This is a genomic window from Buttiauxella brennerae ATCC 51605 (genome assembly GCF_001654925.1).
Taxonomy (GTDB): domain Bacteria; phylum Pseudomonadota; class Gammaproteobacteria; order Enterobacterales; family Enterobacteriaceae; genus Buttiauxella; species Buttiauxella brennerae.
In genome coordinates, this window is record NZ_LXER01000036.1 from 1 (window position 1) to 21,257 (window position 21,257).

Here is a 21,257-nt window from a genome sequence, read left to right on the forward strand (position 1 = left end):
AAAAAAATTATGCCTGCTTAATTAGCGGGCTTAATAATAAGCGTTCTTTAGGGGCGTAGCTCAGTTGGTAGAGCACCGGTCTCCAAAACCGGGTGTCGCGAGTTCGAGTCTCTCCGCCCCTGCCATATAATGATCCTTTGCTTCGGCAAAGGATTTTTTTTGCCTGAAATTCCTCAAAATCTCCCCTCCAGACTACAAAAGCGCATTACTGCGCTATGAGTGGTGTCTTCAATAACTCTTTGATTGTGCTTTGTTTATCACTGTTTTGTAGCCAGATCGCATACAAAGGACGTGAAAGCATATTTGTATCGGGTACCTGATAAATTCCCTCTCTTTCTTTCGCCCATTCAACGGGCAAAAATGAACATCCACTGAGCTGTTGCAACAATTTATAAGCTATTTGAGCTGAACTCGTGGTCAGAATAGGGATGTCATCATGACTGATAAGGCCGACTTCATGCTGCTGAAAATCAGGACCCCAGTCTAAGCGTAAATAAGTTAACCCTGTTTTTGCGCTTTGTGGATTACTTGAAAATAACGCAAGGTTAAAATTTCCCAGTAACTGGCTTGAAAATTCGTCCATTTTTGGCGATTCGGTCGTGATCAGGAGATCAAGTTGTCGCTCATGTAACTGTTTAACTAACGACTTACGTTGTGAAATACGTGCTTCAAATTGCATATCTTTATGCTGCTGATAAAGCGAAATTAGCCAGTCTGAAAGCATGCATTCCCAGAGCGATGAGCTGGCTCCAATGGTTAACTCGTTGTGCTGTGAAGTGTGTGAAACCTCTTTTTTGGCTGCCAGCCAGATACTCATGAGGTTCTCTGCGTAGGGCAGCAAACGTTCTCCAGCGGTCGTCAGACGAATATTATTTCGGTGACGAGTAAAAAGATTTACACCCAGCTGATTCTCTAATTGGCGAATTCGGAAGCTAACGGCTGATTGCGTTAGATAAAGAGCCTCAGCAGCCCGCCCAAAATGTCGCGTTCGGCTCACTTCGAGGAACGTTTTTAGTAATTCAGTATCCACGGCTCTCTCCCAAAATTTTTTTGTCGTTATGATTTAAATGTTTTGTTTGACGCTCTGTCAAGCGTAACTAATACTCCGCGCCATAAATAGCTCGACCAAGAGAATTAGGAGCGTGCAGGATGGCGGAAAGCTTTACGACGACTAATCGGTTTTTCGACAATAAACATTATCCTCGCGGGTTCGCTCGCCATGGTGATTTCACCATCAAAGAAGCCCAGTTGTTAGAACGTCATGGTTATGCGTTCAATGAGCTGGATCTCGGCAAGCGCGAACCTGGTACCGAAGAAGAAGTTCTGTTTGTAGCTGTGTGCCGTGGCGAGCGTGAGCCCGTTACAGATGCAGAGCGTGTGTGGAGTAAGTATATGACGCGAATCAAGCGTCCTAAACGTTTCCACACCCTGTCCGGTGGCAAGCCACAAGCAGATGCTGTTGAAGATTACACCGAGAGTGATGATTAATAAGAATGGGGCGAAAGCCCCATTTTTTTATCCTGTTAACTGCTGTAAGTGAGCTAACAAACGATCAATTGCACGGTAGCTCAGTGCCTCCAGAAGATGTTCCCGCTTTATCTGTTCAAATCCCTGAATATCTGCAATGGTCCGTGCGACCTTCAGTAAACGGTGCCACGCGCGTATCGACAAACCCAATTTAATCAGCGTCTCTTCAAGCCAGACGGCATCATTTTGTTCGATGGCACAAAATTTTTTGATTTCATGATTTTCGAGCCTCGCATTGAGCTTGTTCTGGCGATTCCACTGGCGCTCCTGGGTGGTGATTACCCGTGCTCTTACCTCAGCACTACTTTCACTACTGGCAGCAGGGTTGCTTAGCATACCGGCTGGCGGTAAGGGGATCTCTACAGACAAATCAAAGCGATCAAGAAAGGGCCCTGAGAGCCGACTGAGATAACGTAAAGTCTGTTCCGGGGTGCAGCGATTATGCTTACCCTGGTAGTGCCCTGTTGGGCTAGGGTTCATGGCTGCCAAAAGTTGAAATTTTGCTGGGTAGCTAATTTTGGCGCGAGTACGGGATATATGAATTTCACCCGATTCGATGGGTTCACGTAATGCATCCAATACCCGGCGTTCAAATTCAGGAAGCTCATCAAGAAAAAGCACACCATTGTGTGCCAGTGAAATCTCTCCTGGCCTGGGAATTGAACCTCCGCCAACCATAGCACTCAATGATGCACTATGATGAGGCGCTCTGAATGGACGCTGACGCCACTCTTGCTGTAGCGAATGTGGATTGACCAGGCTCCTGATGGCAGCACTCTCCAGAGCTTCCGCGTCGCTTAACGAGGGGAGTAACGTATTCAAACGGCTGACCAACATAGTTTTACCTGTGCCAGGTGGTCCTATCAACAAGAGGTTATGACCACCTGCTGCTGTGATCTCTAATGCTCGTTTACCTTGTGCCTGGCCAAATATTTCATTGAGATCCTGACTATATTCCACCTGCTCTTGCTGCAGCTTTTCCGGGGACTGTAATTCCCCTAGGCCTTCCAGAAATGCACATACTTCAGTGAGATGATTTGCGATAAGGCAACCGGCTTGCTCGATTAACCCAAGCTCGGCGGCGTTTTCATCTGCAATAATGATCTGCTTCCCCGACTTCAAGGCTTCCATCGCGGAGGATATAGCACCTGGTACGCCACGTAATGCCCCAGTAAGTGCAAGTTCACCTACAAACTCATATTGATCCAACTTATCCATTGAAAGTTGCTCAGAGGCGGCCAGTAACGCAAGAGCGATGGGTAAGTCATATCTGCCTCCATCTTTAGGAAGATCCGCTGGGGCGAGATTTATCGTAATTTTACGAGCCGGGAAAGTGTAACCACTGTTGATGATGGCACTACGCACTCTGTCCCGAGCTTCACGGACAGTGGTTTCGGGTAAACCCACAAGGGTTAAACCTGGTAACCCCTGGCTGATATGAACCTCTACGGTGACCAATGGGGCTGTAATGCCTAATGCTGCCCTTGTATTAACAACTGCCAGTGACATCGCTCTTTCCTCTTGGGTGAACTTTTATCCTGTCAGCTTGCTAATGCTGCATAAAGAGGAGAAATAATGTTCCTCGTAATGCCTTCCAGACTTTTGGGTGAGATTTCTTTTTTGAAAATAATTCTGCGATGAGCTTCGCAAAAGATTTATTTCTGGAAGAGTTTTTGGCAATAGAGATAAGAAATCGCTCTATATGAAATATTTTCACTATCTCGTTATTTACTGAAAACAAATACTTTTTCCCCCAGCCAATTTTTCAGCCTCTGTTTCAATATAAAAAATTCTTGTGCTTTTAACTGACTCTGTGATAACTCTGTAGGTATTACTTCGAACAAGTAGACAGAATAAACAAACATGAAAGCCCTTCTACGAGTGATTAGCCTGGTCGTGATTAGCGTGGTGGTGATTATTATCCCACCGTGCGGGGCTGCACTTGGAGAAAGAAAGGCTTAAAAATCAAGCCTGAATCGAAAAGAACCCCCGCACCGAAAGGTCCGGGGGTTTTTTGTTGGGCAAAGAAACTCGGAGAGAAACAGATGATGCGTTACAGAATAAAATGCTGTTTCTCCGATAATGCGACGGGGAACTAACTATGAATGGTGCACAGTGGGTGGTACATGCGTTGCGAGCGCAGGGTGTAGAGACAGTTTTCGGCTATCCGGGCGGCGCAATCATGCCAGTCTACGATGCATTGTATGACGGTGGGGTCGAACATTTGCTCTGCCGCCATGAGCAAGGCGCAGCAATGGCAGCCATTGGTTATGCTCGTTCTACGGGAAAAACAGGCGTTTGCATCGCGACTTCCGGGCCGGGTGCAACCAACTTGATAACAGGCCTTGCCGATGCGCTGTTAGATTCCGTTCCCGTTGTTGCAATCACAGGCCAGGTAGCCGCTCCGCTGATTGGCACTGACGCATTCCAGGAAGTGGATGTTTTAGGTTTGTCCCTCGCATGTACCAAGCACAGTTTCCTTGTTGAATCATTCGATGATTTACCTCGCGTCCTTGCAGAAGCGTTTGAAATTGCAAACTCTGGCCGTCCGGGTCCCGTGTTGGTGGATATCCCTAAGGATATTCAATTAGCACAAGGCGATCTGGAGCCGTGGTTATCGACTGTTGAAGATGATTTTGAAATGCCGCACGCCGAGCTGCAGCAGGCACGCGAAATGATAGCGAATGCCCGCAAACCGATGTTGTATGTCGGTGGCGGAGTGGGCATGGCTCAGGCGGTTCCGGCATTGCGTGAGTTTATCGCTGTCACCAATATGCCTTCTACTGTCACGCTGAAGGGCCTGGGCGCTGTTCCGGCGGAAAACCCGTTTTATACCGGCATGTTGGGAATGCACGGCACAAAAGCGGCTAACCTTGCGGTGCAAGAGTGCGACTTGCTGATTGCCGTCGGTGCACGCTTTGACGACCGTGTTACCGGCAAGCTGAATACCTTTGCCCCACACGCGAAAGTGATCCATATGGATATCGACCCGGCAGAGCTGGGTAAATTGCGTCAGGCCCATGTTGGGTTGCAGGGGGATTTAGCCCAATTATTACAGGCGCTGCAACAACCGCTGGATATTGCTGAATGGCAGCAAGAAGTTGCCACTTTACGGGCAGCAAACCCATGGCGCTATGATCATCCCGGCGAAGCCATTTTTGCCCCGTTATTGCTGAAACAAATCTCTGACCGTAAGCCGCAGGAATGTGTGGTGACTACCGATGTCGGCCAGCATCAGATGTGGACAGCCCAGCATATGTCATTTACCCGCCCGGAAAATTTTATCACTTCCAGTGGCCTGGGAACGATGGGCTTTGGTCTGCCCGCAGCCGTAGGCGCACAGGTAGCCAGGCCGAACGATACGGTTATCTGTATTTCGGGTGACGGCTCATTCATGATGAACGTTCAGGAGTTGGGCACCGTAAAACGAAAACAGCTGCCGCTCAAAATCGTTTTACTGGATAACCAACGTTTAGGAATGGTACGCCAGTGGCAGCAGATGTTTTTCTCAGAACGTTATAGCGAAACCAACCTCTCCGATAATCCCGATTTCCTCATGCTGGCCAGTGCCTTCGGTATCCCAGGCCAACACATCACTCGTAAAGACCAGGTAGAAGCCGCCATCGACACGATGCTCAATAGCGATGGCCCATACATGCTTCACGTCTCGATAGATGAGTACGAAAACGTCTGGCCGTTGGTGCCACCTGGTGCCAGTAACTCACAAATGCTGGAGAAATTATCATGATGCAACATCAGCTGGCAGTAACGGCCCGTTTTCGCCCTGAGACACTGGAGCGCGTGTTACGCGTCGTTCGCCATCGCGGTTTTCAGGTGTGTTCTATGAACATGGTCACGCTGGGGAATACCGACGATATTAATATTGAATTGACCGTTGCCAGCCTGCGCCCAGTCGAATTACTGTTTAGTCAATTAAGCAAACTGGTTGACGTTGGTCGCGTCGAAATCCAGCAACAAACAACACAACAAATCCGCGCCTGAGCGCAGAAGGAAGAGAACAATGACAACGAAGAAAGCTGATTACATCTGGTTCAATGGTGAGATGACGCCGTGGGGCGAAGCAAAGGTCCATGTAATGTCCCATGCGCTGCATTACGGCACATCGGTATTCGAAGGCATCCGTTGCTATGAATCTCACATTGGTCCAGTGGTGTTCCGCCATCGTGAACACATGCAGCGTTTGCGTGATTCAGCAAAAATCTATCGTTTCCCTGTATCACAAAGTGTTGATGAGCTGATGGAAGCTTGCCGTTCTGTTATCCGTAAAAACAACCTGACCAGCGCATATATCCGCCCGCTGGTATTTGTGGGTGACGTCGGTATGGGCGTGAATCCGCCAGACGGTTACACCACTGATGTGATCATCGCAGCCTTCCCATGGGGTGCATACCTCGGCGCAGAAGCGCTGGATCAAGGGATCGACGCAATGGTTTCCTCATGGAACCGTGTGGCACCAAATACCATTCCAACTGCAGCGAAAGCCGGTGGTAACTACCTTTCTTCTTTGCTGGTTGGCAGCGAAGCGCGTCGCCACGGTTATCAGGAAGGTATCGCGCTGGATGTGAACGGTTACTTGTCAGAAGGTGCGGGCGAAAACCTCTTTGAAGTGAAAGATGGCATTCTGTTTACCCCTCCGTTTACCTCTTCCGCGCTGCCGGGCATTACCCGTGATGCCATTATCACTCTGGCTAAAGACCTGGGTATCGAAGTGCGTGAGCAAGTGTTGTCTCGCGAATCGCTCTACCTGGCGGACGAAGTATTTATGTCGGGTACCGCCGCCGAAATCACACCAGTTCGTAGCGTAGACCGCATTCAGGTAGGCGAAGGCCGCTGTGGCCCGATCACCAAACGCATTCAACAGGCATTCTTTGGCCTGTTCACTGGCGAAACCGAAGACAAATGGGGCTGGTTAGATCAGGTCAACCCTAAGTAAAAAAATAACCAGGTGGATGGTGATGACCGTCCCCTCGACAGACAGACTGGAGTAAATAAGCATGCCTAAGTACCGTTCAGCCACTACCACCCATGGCCGTAATATGGCGGGTGCCCGCGCATTGTGGCGCGCAACCGGGATGACCGATGATGATTTCGGCAAGCCAATTATTGCGGTAGTTAACTCCTTTACTCAGTTCGTGCCAGGCCACGTTCACCTGCGCGATTTGGGTAAACTGGTTGCCGAACAAATCGAAGCATCTGGCGGTGTGGCGAAAGAGTTCAACACCATCGCGGTGGATGATGGTATCGCCATGGGCCACGGCGGCATGCTTTATTCTCTGCCGTCACGCGAGCTTATCGCTGACTCCGTTGAATACATGGTGAACGCGCACTGCGCCGACGCGATGGTTTGTATCTCCAACTGCGACAAAATCACCCCAGGGATGTTGATGGCCTCTTTGCGCCTGAACATTCCGGTTATTTTTGTTTCCGGTGGCCCGATGGAAGCCGGGAAAACCAAACTCTCAGACCAAATCATCAAACTCGACCTGGTTGATGCGATGATTCAGGGCGCTGACCCGAAAGTGAGTGACGAGCAAAGCGAGCAGGTAGAACGTTCCGCTTGCCCAACTTGCGGCTCCTGCTCCGGTATGTTCACGGCTAACTCCATGAACTGCCTGACCGAAGCGCTGGGCTTATCCCAGCCGGGTAACGGTTCTCTGCTGGCAACGCACTCCGATCGTAAAGAGCTGTTTCTGAATGCCGGTAAACGCATCGTCGCCCTGACCAAACGTTATTACGAGCAGGATGACGAAAGTGCTCTGCCACGTAGCATCGCCAGCAAAGAAGCGTTTGAGAACGCCATGACGCTGGATGTCGCGATGGGCGGTTCAACAAACACAGTTCTGCACTTACTGGCAGCGGCTCAGGAAGCAGAACTTGATTTCACCATGACCGATATCGACCAGTTGTCTCGTAAAGTCCCACAGCTGTGTAAAGTCGCACCGAGTACCCAGAAATACCATATGGAAGATGTGCACCGTGCGGGTGGTGTAATCGGTATTTTGGGCGAGCTGGATCGCGGTGGTTTACTGCATCGCAATGTGAAAAACGTTCTGGGTCTGAACCTGACGCAAACGCTGGAACAGTACGATGTCATGCTGACCAAAGACGAAAGCGTGAAAAGCATGTTCTCCGCGGGCCCGGCCGGTATTCGTACCACGAAAGCATTCTCGCAATCTTGCCGCTGGGATTCTCTGGATGTTGACCGTCAAAACGGTTGTATCCGCTCGAAGGAACATGCATACAGCCAGGAAGGTGGTTTAGCTGTTCTGTACGGTAACTTCGCCGAAAACGGCTGTATCGTGAAAACGGCTGGTGTAGACGATGAAAGTCTCGTGTTCCGCGGGCCTGCAAAAGTTTACGAAAGCCAGGATGATGCGGTTGAGGCAATCCTTGGTGGCAAAGTGGTAGCGGGCGACGTCGTTGTTATTCGTTACGAAGGGCCAAAAGGCGGGCCGGGCATGCAGGAAATGCTTTACCCAACAACCTTCCTGAAATCTATGGGGCTGGGCAAAGCGTGTGCCCTGGTTACCGATGGGCGCTTCTCCGGCGGTACTTCCGGTCTTTCTATCGGCCACGTTTCTCCGGAAGCAGCAAGCGGTGGCAATATCGCGCTGATTGAAGATGGCGACATGATTGCGATTGATATCCCGAACCGTGGGATCCAACTGCAACTGAGCGATCAGGAAATGGCCGCTCGTCGTGAAGCGCAAGAAGCTCGCGGTGACAAAGCCTGGACGCCACGTGCGCGTGAACGCCAGGTCTCCTTCGCTCTGCGCGCTTACGCAATGCTTGCCACCAGTGCCGATAAGGGCGCGGTGCGCGATAAAAGTAAGCTTGGAGGCTAATGATGGCCGAGTCACAACCGCTACCTGACGCCCCTTGTGGGGCGGAATATCTGAGAGCCGTTCTGCGCGCTCCGGTTTACGAAGTCGCGCAAGTTACCCCATTGCAGAAGATGGAAAAACTGTCGTCACGTCTGGATAACGTCATTCTGGTGAAACGTGAAGACCGCCAGCCCGTGCACAGTTTCAAACTGCGTGGCGCATACGCGATGATTGCCGGGCTGAACAGCGAACAAAAAGCCAGTGGTGTGATTACCGCTTCTGCGGGAAACCATGCTCAGGGTGTTGCGCTTTCCTCAACACGTTTAGGCATCAAGTCTCTGATTGTCATGCCCGTGACTACGGCGGATATCAAAGTGGATGCGGTCCGCGCGTTTGGTGGTGAAGTATTGCTGTACGGCGCGAACTTTGATGAGGCGAAAGGTCGTGCCATCGAGCTTTCGCAGCAACAGGGGTTCACCTATGTGCCTCCGTTCGACCACCCGGCAGTCATTGCCGGGCAGGGCACGCTGGCGCTGGAACTGCTGCAGCAAGATGCGCATATCGACCGCATTTTTGTTCCGGTCGGTGGCGGTGGTCTGGCAGCGGGTGTGGCGGTGCTTATCAAACAGCTGATGCCGCAAATCAAAGTGATCGCCGTTGAAGCGGAAGATTCTGCCTGTTTGAAAGCGGCACTCGATGCGGGCAAGCCGGTTGATTTGGCGCGCGTCGGTTTGTTTGCTGAAGGTGTTGCGGTTAAGCGTATCGGCGATGAAACATTCCGTTTGTGTCAGGAATATCTCGACGACATCATCACGGTTGATAGCGATGCTATCTGTGCTGCGATGAAAGATTTATTCGAAGATGTTCGCGCGGTCGCTGAACCGTCTGGCGCTCTGGCGCTTGCGGGGATGAAAAAATATATCCAGCAGCACCAGATTCGTGGTGAGCGCCTTGCACATGTTCTTTCTGGTGCGAACGTTAACTTCCACGGCCTGCGCTACGTTTCTGAGCGCTGCGAACTGGGCGAACAACGTGAAGCACTGCTGGCGGTCACCATTCCTGAGCAGCAAGGCAGCTTCCTGAAATTTTGCCAGGTACTCGGTGGGCGTTCGGTCACTGAGTTTAATTACCGTTATTCCAGCTCGGCGGAAGCCTGTATCTTCGTCGGTGTCCGTTTGACTCGTGGTTTGGAAGAACGCCGCGAAATCATCGAGCTACTTAACGAAGGTGGTTACGGTGTTGTCGATTTGTCTGATGACGAAATGGCGAAACTGCACGTGCGCTACATGGTGGGCGGGCGCCCGTCTAAACCACTGCGTGAACGGCTTTATAGCTTCGAATTTCCGGAGTCACCGGGCGCTTTGCTGAAATTCCTGCAAACGCTCGGCACGCACTGGAATATTTCGTTGTTCCATTATCGCAGCCACGGCACGGATTATGGTCGCGTACTGGCGGCGTTCGAGCTGGGCGACAATGAGCCGGATTTTGAAACCCGACTCAATGAGCTGGGCTACGATTGCCACGATGAAACCAGTAATCCGGCGTTCCGCTTCTTCCTTGCGGGTTAGTGGTTGCCGGGCAGTAATTTCCAGAACGCATGCACAAGCGGCTCATTGAGCCGCTTTTTTTGTACGCAAACGCCCAGCTCAAACGGCTCGGCTTCATCGTTTCGTTCCAGCACCTGCACGCGGTTGCGCACCGGTTCCGGGCTATTTTCCAACACGATTTCAGGTATCAATGCTACGCCGCAGCCGAGCGCCACCATCGAAACCATCGCCTCATGGCCTGCAACCGTCGCATAAATAAACGGGTTACTGATCTTTTGACGGCGGAACCACAACTCAATGCGGCGGCGCACTGGCCCCTGATCTGGCAGAATAAATGGCACTTTTGCCCAGTCCGGGTCTGGTTGATTCACCTGCGCACGAACTGGGCAGGGCAGTGCTGGTGCGATCAGTGCAACCGATAAATGGTCCAGAATCGAGAATGCGACGCCTGGTGGCAATGTTTCCGGCTTACCGGCAATCGCAAGATCGGCTTCGTCGGAATCCACTTTCTCTACCGCATCGGCGGCATCGCCTGTGGTCAGTTTGATCTCCACATTTGGATGTTCCGCACGGAATCTATCGAGAATGGGTGGTAAATGACTATACGCGGCGGTGACGGAGCAAAAAAGATGTAGCTCGCCGGAAAGCGATGGCCCTTCCTGGCCGATGGTGTGGCGCATTTGCTGATACTGCAAAAGCGTGTGCTGGGCGAACTGTTTAAGTTGCTCTCCGGCCTCGGTCAGTGTAACGGTGCGGTTATCGCGTAAAAACAAGGGTTGACCTAAATCCTCTTCGAGGCGCTGGATCTGGCGCGAAAGCGTCGACGGGCTGACGTGCATCGCGCGTGCGCTCCTGCCGAAATGGCGACTTTCAGCAAGGTGGATAAATATTTTCAGGTCGCGTAAATCCATGGTCATCAGCCCTTGTTCCTACGTTGCATAAATTGCAACGTCACGTTGTTAATATATCAATTTAAGCAACGCATTTCCTGTCATATAGTGAGTTCATTATCGCAAGCAAGACACGGCTGGCGAACCTTATAAAAGCACAACACAACGACTACGGAGTACCACCACGATGGCTAATTATTTCAACACTTTGAACCTGCGTCAGCAGTTGGCGCAACTGGGTAAATGTCGTTTCATGGCGCGTGCAGAATTCGCTGATGAAGCAAGCTACCTCAAAGGCAAAAAAGTCGTCATCGTCGGTTGTGGCGCACAAGGCCTGAACCAGGGTCTGAACATGCGCGACTCTGGTCTGGATGTTGCTTATGCTCTGCGTGCTGAAGCTATTGCTGAAAAACGCGCTTCATGGCGTAAAGCGACCGAAAACGGTTTTAAAGTTGGCACTTACGAAGAACTGATCCCACAAGCGGATCTGGTTGTTAACCTGACGCCAGACAAACAGCACTCTGCGGTTGTTAAGGCTGTTCAGCCAATGATGAAAGACGGTGCAGCATTGGGTTACTCCCACGGTTTTAACGTGGTTGAAGTGGGCGAGCAAATCCGTAAGGACATCACCGTGGTGATGGTTGCGCCAAAATGCCCGGGTACTGAAGTTCGTGAAGAATACAAACGTGGTTTCGGTGTACCGACTCTGATTGCGGTTCACCCGGAAAACGATCCAAAAGGCGAAGGCATGGCCATCGCTAAAGCCTGGGCTGCGGCAACTGGCGGCCACCGTGCGGGCGTTCTGGAGTCTTCCTTCGTGGCAGAAGTTAAATCTGACCTGATGGGTGAGCAAACCATTCTGTGTGGCATGTTGCAGGCCGGTTCTCTGCTGTGCTTCGATAAGCTGGTGGAAGAAGGCACTGACCCTACATATGCAGAAAAACTGATTCAGTTCGGCTGGGAAACCATCACCGAAGCGCTGAAACAAGGTGGCATCACGTTGATGATGGACCGCTTGTCTAACCCGGCGAAAGTCCGTGCTTATGCGCTGTCTGAACAACTGAAAACCATCATGGCTCCATTGTTCCAGAAACACATGGACGACATCATCTCCGGCGAGTTCTCATCCGGCATGATGGCTGACTGGGCAAATGACGATAAGAACCTGCTGACCTGGCGTGAAGAGACCGGCAAAACTGCCTTCGAAACCGCGGTGCAGTTTGACGGTAAAATTTCCGAGCAGGAATACTTCGATAAAGGCGTTCTGATGATCGCGATGGTGAAAGCAGGCGTTGAGCTGGCATTCGAAACCATGGTTGATGCGGGTATCATCGAAGAGTCTGCTTACTACGAATCTCTGCACGAACTGCCGCTGATTGCGAACACCATCGCTCGTAAGCGCTTGTACGAAATGAACGTGGTTATCTCTGACACAGCTGAATACGGCAACTACCTGTTCTCTTACGCAGCAGTGCCATTGCTCAAAGAGTTCATGACCACGCTGCAGACAGGGGATCTGGGTAAAGAAATCCCAGCCGGTGCGGTTGATAACGCGCAACTGCGTGATGTTAACGAAGCGATTCGTAACCACGAAATCGAAACCGTAGGCAAGAAACTGCGTGGCTACATGAAAGATATGAAGCGTATTGCAGTAGCAGGTTAATACCCCGTCGTCTTTCGATTCGCCGCTGTGTTGGCGGCGCTCGTACACCCCAGTCACATAGTTGTCTATGCTCCCGGGGCTGTACTCACTTGCCGCCTTGCTGCAAATCGAAATCCATAGGGGTATAGCATTGATACAGGCCCGGTAAGCTTAACGCTACCGGGCTTTTTTTAGTTGCGATATAACACTTTGATGATGTGGTATCCGAACTGCGTGTGCAGCGGGCCATATGGCTCCAGCAGCGGGCAGGAAAACACCACTTTATCGAACGCAGGAACCATCTGGCCCTGACGGAATTCACCTAAGTGACCACCTTTTTTGCCTGATGGGCAGGTGGAATGCTTTTTAGCCAGTTTCTCAAAGTCGCCGCCAGCTTGAAGCTGCGCCAAAATTTCCTGAGCCAGTTTTTCTTCCTTAACAAGGATATGCAATGCTGCCGCGGTTTTTGCCATGATAGTGCCTTGAGTGAAATTGATTACGCTCGCTATACTACCACGCTGTTTTTCCCCTTCGTACCTCCAGTTACTGCGGGGATACCTTCGTTTTTATCCTGACTTCATTGAGTGACCTTTATGCGTTTAAACCCTGGCCAACAACAAGCCGTCGAATTTGTCACAGGACCTTGCCTGGTCCTGGCGGGCGCGGGTTCCGGCAAAACGCGTGTTATCACCAATAAAATGGCGTATCTGATCCGCGAATGCGGTTATCAGGCTCGCCATATCGCTGCCGTGACCTTTACCAATAAAGCGGCGCGTGAGATGAAAGAACGTGTGGCGCAAACGCTCGGGCGCAAAGAATCACGCGGTCTGCTGATCTCCACGTTCCACACGTTAGGGCTTGAGATAATCAAACGTGAGTTTGCTGCACTTGGCATGAAGTCTAACTTTTCGCTATTTGATGACACTGACCAGACCGCGTTGCTGAAAGAACTGACGGAAGGTTTGCTCGAAGACGATAAAACGTTGTTGCAGCAATTGATCTCAACGATCTCAAACTGGAAAAACGATCTGATGACGCCGTCGCAGGCAGCGGCTCAGGCAAAAGGTGAACGTGACCGAATCTTTGCTCATTGCTATGAGCTTTACGATACGCACCTGAAATCCTGCAACGTGCTGGATTTTGACGATCTGATTTTGCTGCCAACGCTGCTTTTACAGCGCAATGAAGAAGTGCGCGAACGTTGGCAAAACCGCATCCGCTATTTGCTGGTGGATGAATACCAGGACACCAATACCAGCCAGTATGAACTGGTTAAGCTGCTGGTGGGGGCGCGAGCACGTTTTACCGTGGTGGGTGACGATGATCAGTCAATCTATTCCTGGCGTGGTGCAAGACCACAAAACCTCGTTTTGCTAAGCCAGGATTTCCCGGCGCTACAGGTCATTAAGCTCGAGCAGAATTACCGTTCTTCCGGGCGCATTTTGAAAGCGGCAAACATTTTGATTGCCAATAACCCGCACGTGTTCGAAAAGCGACTTTTTTCTGAACTGGGTTACGGTACGGAATTAAAAGTCGTGACGGCGAATAGTGAAGATCATGAAGCCGAACGTGTGACCGGTGAGCTCATCGCTCATCACTTTATTAATAAGACCAACTACAAAGATTACGCCATTCTGTATCGCGGCAATTTCCAGTCGCGGGTGTTTGAAAAAATGCTGATGCAGAACCGGATTCCATACCGTATTTCCGGTGGCACGTCGTTCTTCTCACGCCCGGAAATCAAAGATCTACTGGCTTATCTGCGCGTTCTGACCAACCCGGATGATGACAGCGCATTCATGCGAGTCGTGAATACACCAAAACGTGAAATCGGCCCAGTGACGTTGCAAAAGCTCGGTGCATGGGCGATGCAGCGTAATAAAGGTCTGTTCAATGCAAGCTTTGATATGGGTCTGAGTCAGACGTTGAATGGTCGTGGCCTTGAGTCGCTACAACGCTTTACTCATTGGTTACGCGATGTGGCAACGCTTGCGGAACGTGAACCGATTGCTGCGGTGCGTGATTTGATTCATGGCATTGACTATGAAAGCTGGCTGTATGAAACATCGCCCAGCCAAAAAGCTGCTGAAATGCGCATGAAGAACGTTAACCTGCTTTTTAGTTGGATGACGGAAATGCTTGAAGGCTCAGAAATGGAAGAGCCGATGACGCTGACTCAGGTTGTCACTCGCTTCACTTTGCGCGATATGATGGAGCGCGGCGAGAGCGATGAAGATACTGACCAGGTACAGTTGATGACTCTGCACGCCTCGAAAGGGTTGGAATTCCCGTACGTGTTTTTAGTGGGAATGGAGGAAGGCCTGCTTCCGCATCAGAGCAGCATTGATGAAGATAATATCGATGAAGAGCGCCGGCTGGCGTATGTCGGGATTACCCGTGCGCAGAAAGAGCTGACCTTTACGCTTTGCAAAGAACGCCGTCAGTATGGCGAACTGATTCGCCCGGAACCGAGCCGTTTCTTGCTTGAGTTACCGCAGGATGACTTGCAATGGGAGACTGAACGCAAAGTGGTTTCTGCGGAAGAACGGATGACAAAAGGGCAGAGTAATGTCGCCAACATCCGCGAAATGCTGGCAAAAGCGCGTAAAAGTTAAATTACTTAATGATTAAAGGCCAGTGAACATAACTTTGCCAGAGGCTTTCTTGTTCCAGCAATTCTGCGCCGAGAGGGTGGCACTCAAGCCACTTTTCCGGCAGTTCAAGACTCAGTGTCTCACCTTCAACGTTCAGCGCAATTTCCGGCAGGATGTCATCCCGACGACGGCTGGCAAAAATAATCGCCAACCTTAATAAGCGGCAAAGATGTTCTGCAATACGCGGTGGTACGGCATTTTGCTGGTGGAGCGAAGAGAGATCGACTGGGTTTGTCTGGTTGAGCATTAACGTCGCCAGCAGTTTTTTCTGTGCGGGCGTGTACCCAGGAAGATCAAGATTCTTCACCAGATAGGCAGCATGCTGTGGCGCCTGTTTGAAATCAACACTCAGCCCCACTTCATGAAGTAACGCCGCGCTGTTGAGCATTTCTATGCTGAGTGGCGTCAAGTTCCACTCATCTTTCACCTGAGTGGTGAAGGCCTGAGCTAATTGCTGCACGCGATCCGCCTGGCCGATATCCACCATAAAACGACGCTGGATGTTACGTACTGTGCGGCTTCTTATCTCTTGATTAACGGACAAATGCAGCATTCCGTAAACCAGTCCTTCACGCAAAGCTCCGCCGGCAAGAGTCATGCAGTCAATTGATAACTCTTCGAATATCGCAATCAAAATGGCGAGCCCGCTTGGAAATACCAGCGCTCTTTCTAAGGTTAGACCTTCAATTTCCAGTTCTTCAAGACGCCCACATTGAATGGCTCGTTGCTTCAGTTGTTGAAGTTTTGCGAGCGTAATGCGTTCATCCATGCCTTGCGCCATCATGATTTCTTGCAGTGCTTGCACGGTCCCTGATGCGCCGACGCATACTTTCCAACCGTGGTGTTTTAACGGGTCGCAAATCGGTCTGAGAACGTCTTTGGCTGCGGTTTCAGCGGCATCAAAGTTTTCTTTGGCAAGATTCCTGTCGCTGAAAAAACGCTCAAGCCAGGTCACGCAACCCATTGATAAGCTAAAGAGTGCGGTGGTTTGTGCCCCTGAGCCGGTAACCAGTTCCGTGCTGGCGCCACCGATATCAACGACAAGGCGTTGGTCGGCTCCACCCGTGGTATGGGCAACACCCTGATAAATCAGGCGTGCTTCTTCTTCACCATGGATAATTTGCACCGGACAGCCAAGGATTTTTTCAGCCTGCTGGATGAATTCACTGGCATTGGTGGCAAGGCGGAGTGTCGCAGTTGCGACAACACGAATTTGGGTCTGAGGGATATCCTGAAGGCGTTCAGCGAATAAGCGCAGGCATTGCCACCCGCGCTCCATCGCATCACGTGAAAGCGTGTTATCACTGCTTAAACCTGCAGCAAGGCGTACTTTTCGCTTAATCCGTGCAAGGGTTTGTATGCTCCCTGCCACCTCACGTACAACCAACATATGAAAGCTATTAGAGCCTAAATCTATTGCAGCATACAGTGAGGTGGAGCTGAGCATAAATTTTTAACCTGTGCGACGGCGATTACCACGGGGAGCGCCACCATTACGACGAGGACCGTTACCCGGACGGGCTCGAGTCAGACGCTTCGGTGGAGGAAGTTCGCTTAACAGTGCTTCAGTTTTGTACTTGCTGACCGGAATTGAGTGACCAATATAAGTTTCAATTGCAGACAGGTTCAACGCATAGTCTTCACACGCAAGACTAATGGAATGACCACTTTCGCCAGCACGGCCGGTACGGCCAATACGGTGAACGTAATCTTCACAGTCATCCGGGAGATCGTAGTTGAAAACGTGTGTCACTAACGGGATATGCAGACCGCGAGCGGCAACATCGGTTGCAACCAGAATATCCAGATCGCCACGGGTGAATTCTTCAAGGATGCGCAGACGTTTTTTCTGAGCAACATCGCCGGTTAGCAAACCAACACGGTGCCCATCGGCTGCAAGGTGACCCCAGATATCTTCACAACGGTGTTTCGTGTTGGCAAAGATGATGGCGCGATCTGGCCACTCTTCTTCGATGAGAGTCTGCAGCAAACGCATTTTCTCTTCGTTAGAAGGGTAGAACAGCTCTTCCTGAATACGGTGACCGGTTTTTTGCTCCGGCTCGACTTCCACGTATTCCGCATTGTTCATTTGCTCGAATGCCAGTTCACGCACACGGTAAGAAAGTGTGGCGGAGAACAGCATGTTCAGGCGTTGAGTGACTGGCGGCATACGGCGGAACAACCAGCGAATATCTTTAATAAAGCCCAGATCGTACATGCGATCGGCTTCATCCAGCACCACAACCTGAATTGCGCCTAAGTTAATGTGGTTTTGCTTGGCATAATCAATCAAACGACCAGTTGTGCCGATAAGAATATCAACACCGCTTTCCAGCACTTTAAGCTGTTTATCGTAGCCGTCGCCACCGTACGCAAGGCCGAGTTTAAGGCCGGTCGATTGTGCTAGTGGCTCTGCATCAGAGTGAATTTGGACTGCCAGTTCACGAGTCGGCGCCATAATTAAGGCACGCGGCTGGTTCACCTGGCGATTCTCTGGAACCGGGTGAGAGAGTAAATAATGGAACGTTGACGTTAAAAACGCCATCGTTTTGCCAGTACCGGTTTGCGCCTGCCCTGCAACGTCACGATTCGCCAGTGTCAGCGGTAGTGCCAGTGCCTGAATAGGGGTGCAGTTATGGAACCCTTTATTTTCAAGGGCTTCAATCACCTTAGGGTGCAGTGCGAAGTCGGAAAACTTCTGTTCGGTCAAATGTGTTTTGCTCATAGTGTGGTAGAATATCAGCTAACTATTGCTTTACGAAAGCGTATCCGGTGAAATAAAGTCAACCTTAAGTTGGTTAATGCTACACCAACAAGGTAGACATAATCCTGCGGAGTAGAACATGAGCGATAAAATTATTCACCTGACTGACGACAGTTTCGACACGGACGTGCTAAAAGCTGATGGGCTGATCCTGGTTGATTTCTGGGCAGAGTGGTGTGGTCCATGCAAGATGATCGCCCCGATTCTTGATGAAATCGCTGATGAATATCAGGGCAATCTGACCATTGCTAAACTGAATATCGATCAGAACCCGGGCACTGCACCAAAATATGGTATCCGTGGTATCCCAACTCTGTTGCTGTTCAAGAACGGTGAAGTGGCTGCGACCAAAGTTGGCGCGCTGTCCAAAGGCCAGTTAAAAGAGTTCCTCGACGCTAATCTGGCATAATGGAATCTCAGCCGGTGCGTGCGTAGTTCGCAATTTTTTGTGAGCTGCTGGACGCCCGGCGTCAGTCATGCTAAGTTACTTTTACTGCATTTAGAACTTGTCTTGTAGTTTGAATCTTTGTAATACCCAATGCTTCCAGTTTCCCTTCACTAAGACGCTGTTTTACAGTGAACATACGGTCGCATAATCGATTTCGGGCGTATCACCCATTCCGTCGTGTCGTTTCAGTTCTGCGTTTTTCCTATGACCAGGCAGCGATAAGACATGTGGTGGTGGCCATTAAACAGGCATGGATGATCCTGCCATACCATTCACGATACATGTTCGAGATTTACCCCGAGTTTAAGAACCCACCATTATGAATCTTACCGAATTAAAGAATACGCCGGTTTCTGAGCTGATTACTCTCGGCGAAAATATGGGGCTGGAAAACCAAGCCCGTATGCGCAAGCAGGACATTATTTTCTCCATCCTGAAGCAACATGCTAAGAGTGGTGAAGATATCTTTGGTGACGGTGTACTGGAGATATTGCAGGATGGATTTGGTTTCCTCCGCTCTGCAGACAGCTCCTACCTCGCCGGTCCTGATGATATCTACGTTTCTCCCAGCCAAATCCGCCGTTTCAACCTCCGCACAGGGGATACCATCTCCGGTAAGATTCGCCCGCCGAAAGAAGGTGAGCGTTACTTTGCACTGTTGAAAGTTAACGAAGTCAACTATGACAAACCGGAAAACGCGCGTAGCAAAATCCTGTTTGAAAACTTAACCCCGCTGCATGCTAACTCTCGTTTACGCATGGAACGTGGTAACGGTTCTACCGAAGACTTAACTGCACGTGTACTGGATCTGGCATCGCCAATCGGTCGCGGCCAGCGTGGCCTGATTGTGGCTCCGCCGAAAGCGGGTAAAACTATGCTGCTGCAAAATATCGCAACCAGCATTGCTTACAACCACCCAGATTGTGTGTTGATGGTTCTTCTTATCGACGAACGTCCGGAAGAAGTGACCGAGATGCAGCGTCTGGTTAAAGGTGAAGTTGTTGCTTCAACCTTTGATGAGCCTGCATCCCGACACGTCCAGGTTGCCGAAATGGTTATCGAGAAGGCGAAGCGTCTGGTTGAGCATAAAAAAGACGTTATCATTCTGCTCGACTCCATCACTCGTCTGGCGCGTGCCTACAACACCGTTGTACCGGCATCCGGTAAAGTGTTGACAGGTGGTGTGGATGCTAACGCATTGCATCGTCCGAAACGCTTCTTCGGTGCTGCACGTAACGTGGAAGAGGGTGGTAGCCTGACTATCATCGCAACGGCTCTGGTTGATACCGGTTCTAAAATGGATGAAGTTATCTACGAAGAATTTAAAGGTACCGGCAACATGGAACTGCATCTGGCGCGTAAAATCGCTGAGAAGCGTGTGTTCCCTGCTATTGACTACAACCGTTCAGGTACACGTAAAGAAGAGTTGCTTACTACCCAGGAAGAACTGCAGAAAATGTGGATCCTGCGTAAAATCATCCACCCAATGGGTGAGATTGATGCAATGGAATTCCTCATCAACAAGTTAGCGATGACGAAAACCAACGAAGACTTCTTCGATATGATGAAGCGCTCGTAAGCAACAAAAAACTCGGGGAACGCCACGCATAGTCGTGGCGTTTTTCTTTACTGGTATATACGATATAGATTCAACTATCACGGTTAAACACTAACCGCGGTAAGGGATGCCATGACGCTATGATGTTATTAGTCACAGCGCGAGGACTGCGCTGTTTAAATAATAATCAGTCTGTTCAAGGATAAGATGTATATAACCATTGGACGGCGTAGACTTCGAATCAGTTTACCCTGACCTTTATTTTGCAGAGAGCTTGCATTGTGAATTTAATCACCGCTGGAACTGACCTGGTTTGTATTTTTATATTCACGACGGTTTTTCTTTTTTTTGCGCGCAAGGTAGCGAAAAGAATCGGCCTGGTTGATAAGCCAAACTTCCGTAAACGCCACCAGGGGCTTATTCCTTTGGTCGGAGGCATCTCTGTTTATGCCGGGATCTGCTTTACCTTCCTGATTGCCAATTATTATATCCCTCATGCATGGCTTTATTTGTCCTGTGCAGGTGTGCTGGTGTTTGTCGGTGCACTGGACGATCGTTTTGATATCAGTGTAAAAATCAGGGCGTCGATTCAGGCTCTTATCGGCATTGTGATGATGTTCGTCGGGAAATTATACCTGCTTAGCCTTGGGTATATTTTTGGTTCCTGGGAAATGGTGCTCGGCCCATTTGGTTATTTTTTAACACTGTTTGCAGTTTGGGCCGCAATCAATGCTTTCAATATGGTTGATGGTATTGATGGCCTGCTAGGTGGGCTTTCCTGTGTCTCTTTCGCAGCAATGGGGATCATCCTCTATTTCGATGGGCAACTGAGCCTGGCGATGTGGTGTTTTGCAATGATTGCCGCCATCCTGCCTTATATCCTTTTAAACCTCGGCATACTTGGCCGTCGCTATAAAGTGTTCATGGGGGATGCGGGAAGTACTCTGATTGGTTTCACTGTTATCTGGGTATTGCTGGAAACTACGCAAGGTCAAACTCACCCTATTAGCCCCGTCACAGCACTGTGGATTATTGCTATTCCGTTGATGGACATGATTGCCATCATGTACCGCCGGTTACGCAAAGGTATGAGTCCTTTCTCCCCAGACCGTCAGCATATTCATCATTTGATCATGCGCGCCGGGTTTACTTCCCGTCAGGCGTTTGTGCTCATTACCACAGCAGCGGCATTGCTCGCATCAATTGGTGTGGCAGCTGAATACATACATTTCATTCCTGAGTGGGTAATGTTGGCATTATTCTTGCTTGCATTTGTCCTCTATGATTATTGCATTAAACGCGCCTGGAAAGTGGCTCGTTTTATAAGACGCCATAAGCGCCGTCAGCGTCGCAACAGCAGCATTTCTTAATTCTGAATGTAA

Annotated in this window: 18 protein-coding genes and 1 tRNA gene; 13 read left to right on the top strand and 6 right to left on the bottom strand. The window is 50.2% G+C overall.

The features are described 5' to 3' along the window. Window positions 1–49 precede the first annotated feature (49 nt). Window positions 50–125 (top strand) — tRNA-Trp (locus M975_RS19690). Between the two features lie 80 nt (window positions 126–205). On the opposite strand, the gene hdfR is transcribed toward M975_RS19690, so the two are convergent. After that, window positions 206–1,030, bottom strand: coding sequence for an HTH-type transcriptional regulator HdfR (hdfR, locus tag M975_RS19695; protein WP_064561579.1), 825 nt, complete (start codon window positions 1,028–1,030; stop codon window positions 206–208). A gap of 119 nt (window positions 1,031–1,149) precedes the next feature. On the opposite strand from hdfR, the gene M975_RS19700 reads away from it, so the two are divergent. Next, a complete protein-coding gene (locus M975_RS19700; protein WP_034492261.1) occupies window positions 1,150–1,488 on the top strand; it encodes a MaoP family protein in 339 nt (112 codons plus the stop codon). A 27-nt stretch (window positions 1,489–1,515) separates the two neighbouring features. Here the strand turns inward: M975_RS19700 and M975_RS19705 are convergent, their stop codons facing one another. Next, window positions 1,516–3,036 carry a YifB family Mg chelatase-like AAA ATPase gene (locus M975_RS19705; RefSeq protein WP_064561580.1) on the bottom strand — a complete coding sequence of 507 codons (1,521 nt, stop codon included), beginning with the start codon at window positions 3,034–3,036 and terminating at the stop codon, window positions 1,516–1,518. Window positions 3,037–3,390: 354 nt separating this feature from the next. Between M975_RS19705 and ilvL the strand changes: the two genes are divergently transcribed. From ilvL to ilvA, 6 genes are all read left to right on the top strand, one after another. Further along, window positions 3,391–3,489, top strand: a complete 99-nt coding sequence (gene ilvL, locus M975_RS22590) for an ilv operon leader peptide (RefSeq protein ID WP_072279198.1) — start codon at window positions 3,391–3,393, stop codon at window positions 3,487–3,489. Between the two features lie 139 nt (window positions 3,490–3,628). Further along, window positions 3,629–5,275, top strand: a complete 1,647-nt coding sequence (ilvG, locus tag M975_RS19710; protein WP_064561581.1) for an acetolactate synthase 2 catalytic subunit — start codon at window positions 3,629–3,631, stop codon at window positions 5,273–5,275. Next, the gene (gene ilvM, locus M975_RS19715) at window positions 5,272–5,529 is read left to right on the top strand and encodes an acetolactate synthase 2 small subunit (protein WP_034492255.1); all 258 of its coding nucleotides are present in this window, start codon (window positions 5,272–5,274) and stop codon (window positions 5,527–5,529) included. Before ilvG ends, ilvM begins: the two co-directional genes overlap by 4 nt. A 19-nt stretch (window positions 5,530–5,548) precedes the next feature. Further along, window positions 5,549–6,481 carry a branched-chain amino acid transaminase gene (locus M975_RS19720; RefSeq protein ID WP_064515144.1) on the top strand — a complete coding sequence of 311 codons (933 nt, stop codon included), beginning with the start codon at window positions 5,549–5,551 and terminating at the stop codon, window positions 6,479–6,481. A gap of 61 nt (window positions 6,482–6,542) precedes the next feature. After that, window positions 6,543–8,393 carry a dihydroxy-acid dehydratase gene (gene ilvD / locus M975_RS19725; RefSeq protein WP_064561582.1) on the top strand — a complete coding sequence of 617 codons (1,851 nt, stop codon included), beginning with the start codon at window positions 6,543–6,545 and terminating at the stop codon, window positions 8,391–8,393. Between the two features lie 2 nt (window positions 8,394–8,395). After that, window positions 8,396–9,940 carry a threonine ammonia-lyase, biosynthetic gene (gene ilvA, locus M975_RS19730; RefSeq protein WP_157092069.1) on the top strand — a complete coding sequence of 515 codons (1,545 nt, stop codon included), beginning with the start codon at window positions 8,396–8,398 and terminating at the stop codon, window positions 9,938–9,940. Here ilvA and ilvY read toward each other — a convergent pair. Next, window positions 9,937–10,830, bottom strand: a complete 894-nt coding sequence (gene ilvY, locus M975_RS19735) for an HTH-type transcriptional activator IlvY (RefSeq protein WP_064561658.1) — start codon at window positions 10,828–10,830, stop codon at window positions 9,937–9,939. The two genes, ilvA and ilvY, sit on opposite strands and share 4 nt — an antisense overlap. Before the next feature lie 166 nt (window positions 10,831–10,996). Between ilvY and ilvC the strand changes: the two genes are divergently transcribed. Further along, window positions 10,997–12,472 carry a ketol-acid reductoisomerase gene (ilvC, locus tag M975_RS19740; protein ID WP_064561584.1) on the top strand — a complete coding sequence of 492 codons (1,476 nt, stop codon included), beginning with the start codon at window positions 10,997–10,999 and terminating at the stop codon, window positions 12,470–12,472. A 170-nt stretch (window positions 12,473–12,642) separates the two neighbouring features. Here the strand turns inward: ilvC and ppiC are convergent, their stop codons facing one another. Then, window positions 12,643–12,924, bottom strand: a complete 282-nt coding sequence (ppiC, locus tag M975_RS19745) for a peptidylprolyl isomerase PpiC (RefSeq protein WP_064515151.1) — start codon at window positions 12,922–12,924, stop codon at window positions 12,643–12,645. Window positions 12,925–13,044: 120 nt separating this feature from the next. On the opposite strand from ppiC, the gene rep reads away from it, so the two are divergent. Next, on the top strand, window positions 13,045–15,066 hold the full coding sequence (rep, locus tag M975_RS19750; RefSeq protein WP_064561586.1) for a DNA helicase Rep: 2,022 nt from the start codon (window positions 13,045–13,047) through the stop codon (window positions 15,064–15,066). A 1-nt stretch (window position 15,067) separates the two neighbouring features. Here rep and gppA read toward each other — a convergent pair whose 3' ends face one another. Together gppA and rhlB are read right to left on the bottom strand one after the other, a co-directional pair. Next, a complete protein-coding gene (gene gppA / locus M975_RS19755) occupies window positions 15,068–16,552 on the bottom strand; it encodes a guanosine-5'-triphosphate,3'-diphosphate diphosphatase (RefSeq protein ID WP_064561588.1) in 1,485 nt (494 codons plus the stop codon). Between the two features lie 6 nt (window positions 16,553–16,558). Next, window positions 16,559–17,830, bottom strand: coding sequence for an ATP-dependent RNA helicase RhlB (rhlB, locus tag M975_RS19760; RefSeq protein ID WP_034461719.1), 1,272 nt, complete (start codon window positions 17,828–17,830; stop codon window positions 16,559–16,561). A gap of 118 nt (window positions 17,831–17,948) precedes the next feature. Here rhlB and trxA point away from each other — a divergent pair, with 118 nt between their 5' ends. The 3 genes from trxA (at window position 17,949) to wecA (ending at window position 21,245) form a co-directional block, all read left to right on the top strand. Beyond that, on the top strand, window positions 17,949–18,278 hold the full coding sequence (trxA, locus tag M975_RS19765; RefSeq protein ID WP_064561591.1) for a thioredoxin TrxA: 330 nt from the start codon (window positions 17,949–17,951) through the stop codon (window positions 18,276–18,278). A 358-nt stretch (window positions 18,279–18,636) separates the two neighbouring features. Beyond that, entirely contained in the window at window positions 18,637–19,896 is a 1,260-nt protein-coding gene (gene rho / locus M975_RS19770) for a transcription termination factor Rho (protein WP_064561593.1), read from the top strand. Between the two features lie 260 nt (window positions 19,897–20,156). Beyond that, window positions 20,157–21,245 (top strand): UDP-N-acetylglucosamine--undecaprenyl-phosphate N-acetylglucosaminephosphotransferase, encoded by a 1,089-nt coding sequence (wecA, locus tag M975_RS19775; protein WP_064561595.1) that lies wholly within the window; start codon window positions 20,157–20,159, stop codon window positions 21,243–21,245. Window positions 21,246–21,257: the final 12 nt, after the last annotated feature.

Bases quoted from the DNA above. Each gene is read 5' to 3' on its own strand.
- ilvL (WP_072279198.1), top strand. From the start codon at position 3,391: ATGAAAGCCCTTCTACGAGTGATTAGCCTGGTCGTGATTAGCGTGGTG.
- ilvM (WP_034492255.1), top strand. From the start codon at position 5,272: ATGATGCAACATCAGCTGGCAGTAACGGCCCGTTTTCGCCCTGAGACA.
- M975_RS19700 (WP_034492261.1), top strand. From the start codon at position 1,150: ATGGCGGAAAGCTTTACGACGACTAATCGGTTTTTCGACAATAAACAT.
- ilvA (WP_157092069.1), top strand. From the start codon at position 8,396: ATGGCCGAGTCACAACCGCTACCTGACGCCCCTTGTGGGGCGGAATAT.
- rep (WP_064561586.1), top strand. From the start codon at position 13,045: ATGCGTTTAAACCCTGGCCAACAACAAGCCGTCGAATTTGTCACAGGA.
- ilvY (WP_064561658.1), bottom strand. From the start codon at position 10,830: ATGGATTTACGCGACCTGAAAATATTTATCCACCTTGCTGAAAGTCGC.
- rhlB (WP_034461719.1), bottom strand. From the start codon at position 17,830: ATGAGCAAAACACATTTGACCGAACAGAAGTTTTCCGACTTCGCACTG.
- trxA (WP_064561591.1), top strand. From the start codon at position 17,949: ATGAGCGATAAAATTATTCACCTGACTGACGACAGTTTCGACACGGAC.
- gppA (WP_064561588.1), bottom strand. From the start codon at position 16,552: ATGCTCAGCTCCACCTCACTGTATGCTGCAATAGATTTAGGCTCTAAT.
- ilvG (WP_064561581.1), top strand. From the start codon at position 3,629: ATGAATGGTGCACAGTGGGTGGTACATGCGTTGCGAGCGCAGGGTGTA.
- ilvC (WP_064561584.1), top strand. From the start codon at position 10,997: ATGGCTAATTATTTCAACACTTTGAACCTGCGTCAGCAGTTGGCGCAA.
- ilvD (WP_064561582.1), top strand. From the start codon at position 6,543: ATGCCTAAGTACCGTTCAGCCACTACCACCCATGGCCGTAATATGGCG.
- M975_RS19720 (WP_064515144.1), top strand. From the start codon at position 5,549: ATGACAACGAAGAAAGCTGATTACATCTGGTTCAATGGTGAGATGACG.
- rho (WP_064561593.1), top strand. From the start codon at position 18,637: ATGAATCTTACCGAATTAAAGAATACGCCGGTTTCTGAGCTGATTACT.
- ppiC (WP_064515151.1), bottom strand. From the start codon at position 12,924: ATGGCAAAAACCGCGGCAGCATTGCATATCCTTGTTAAGGAAGAAAAA.
- M975_RS19705 (WP_064561580.1), bottom strand. From the start codon at position 3,036: ATGTCACTGGCAGTTGTTAATACAAGGGCAGCATTAGGCATTACAGCC.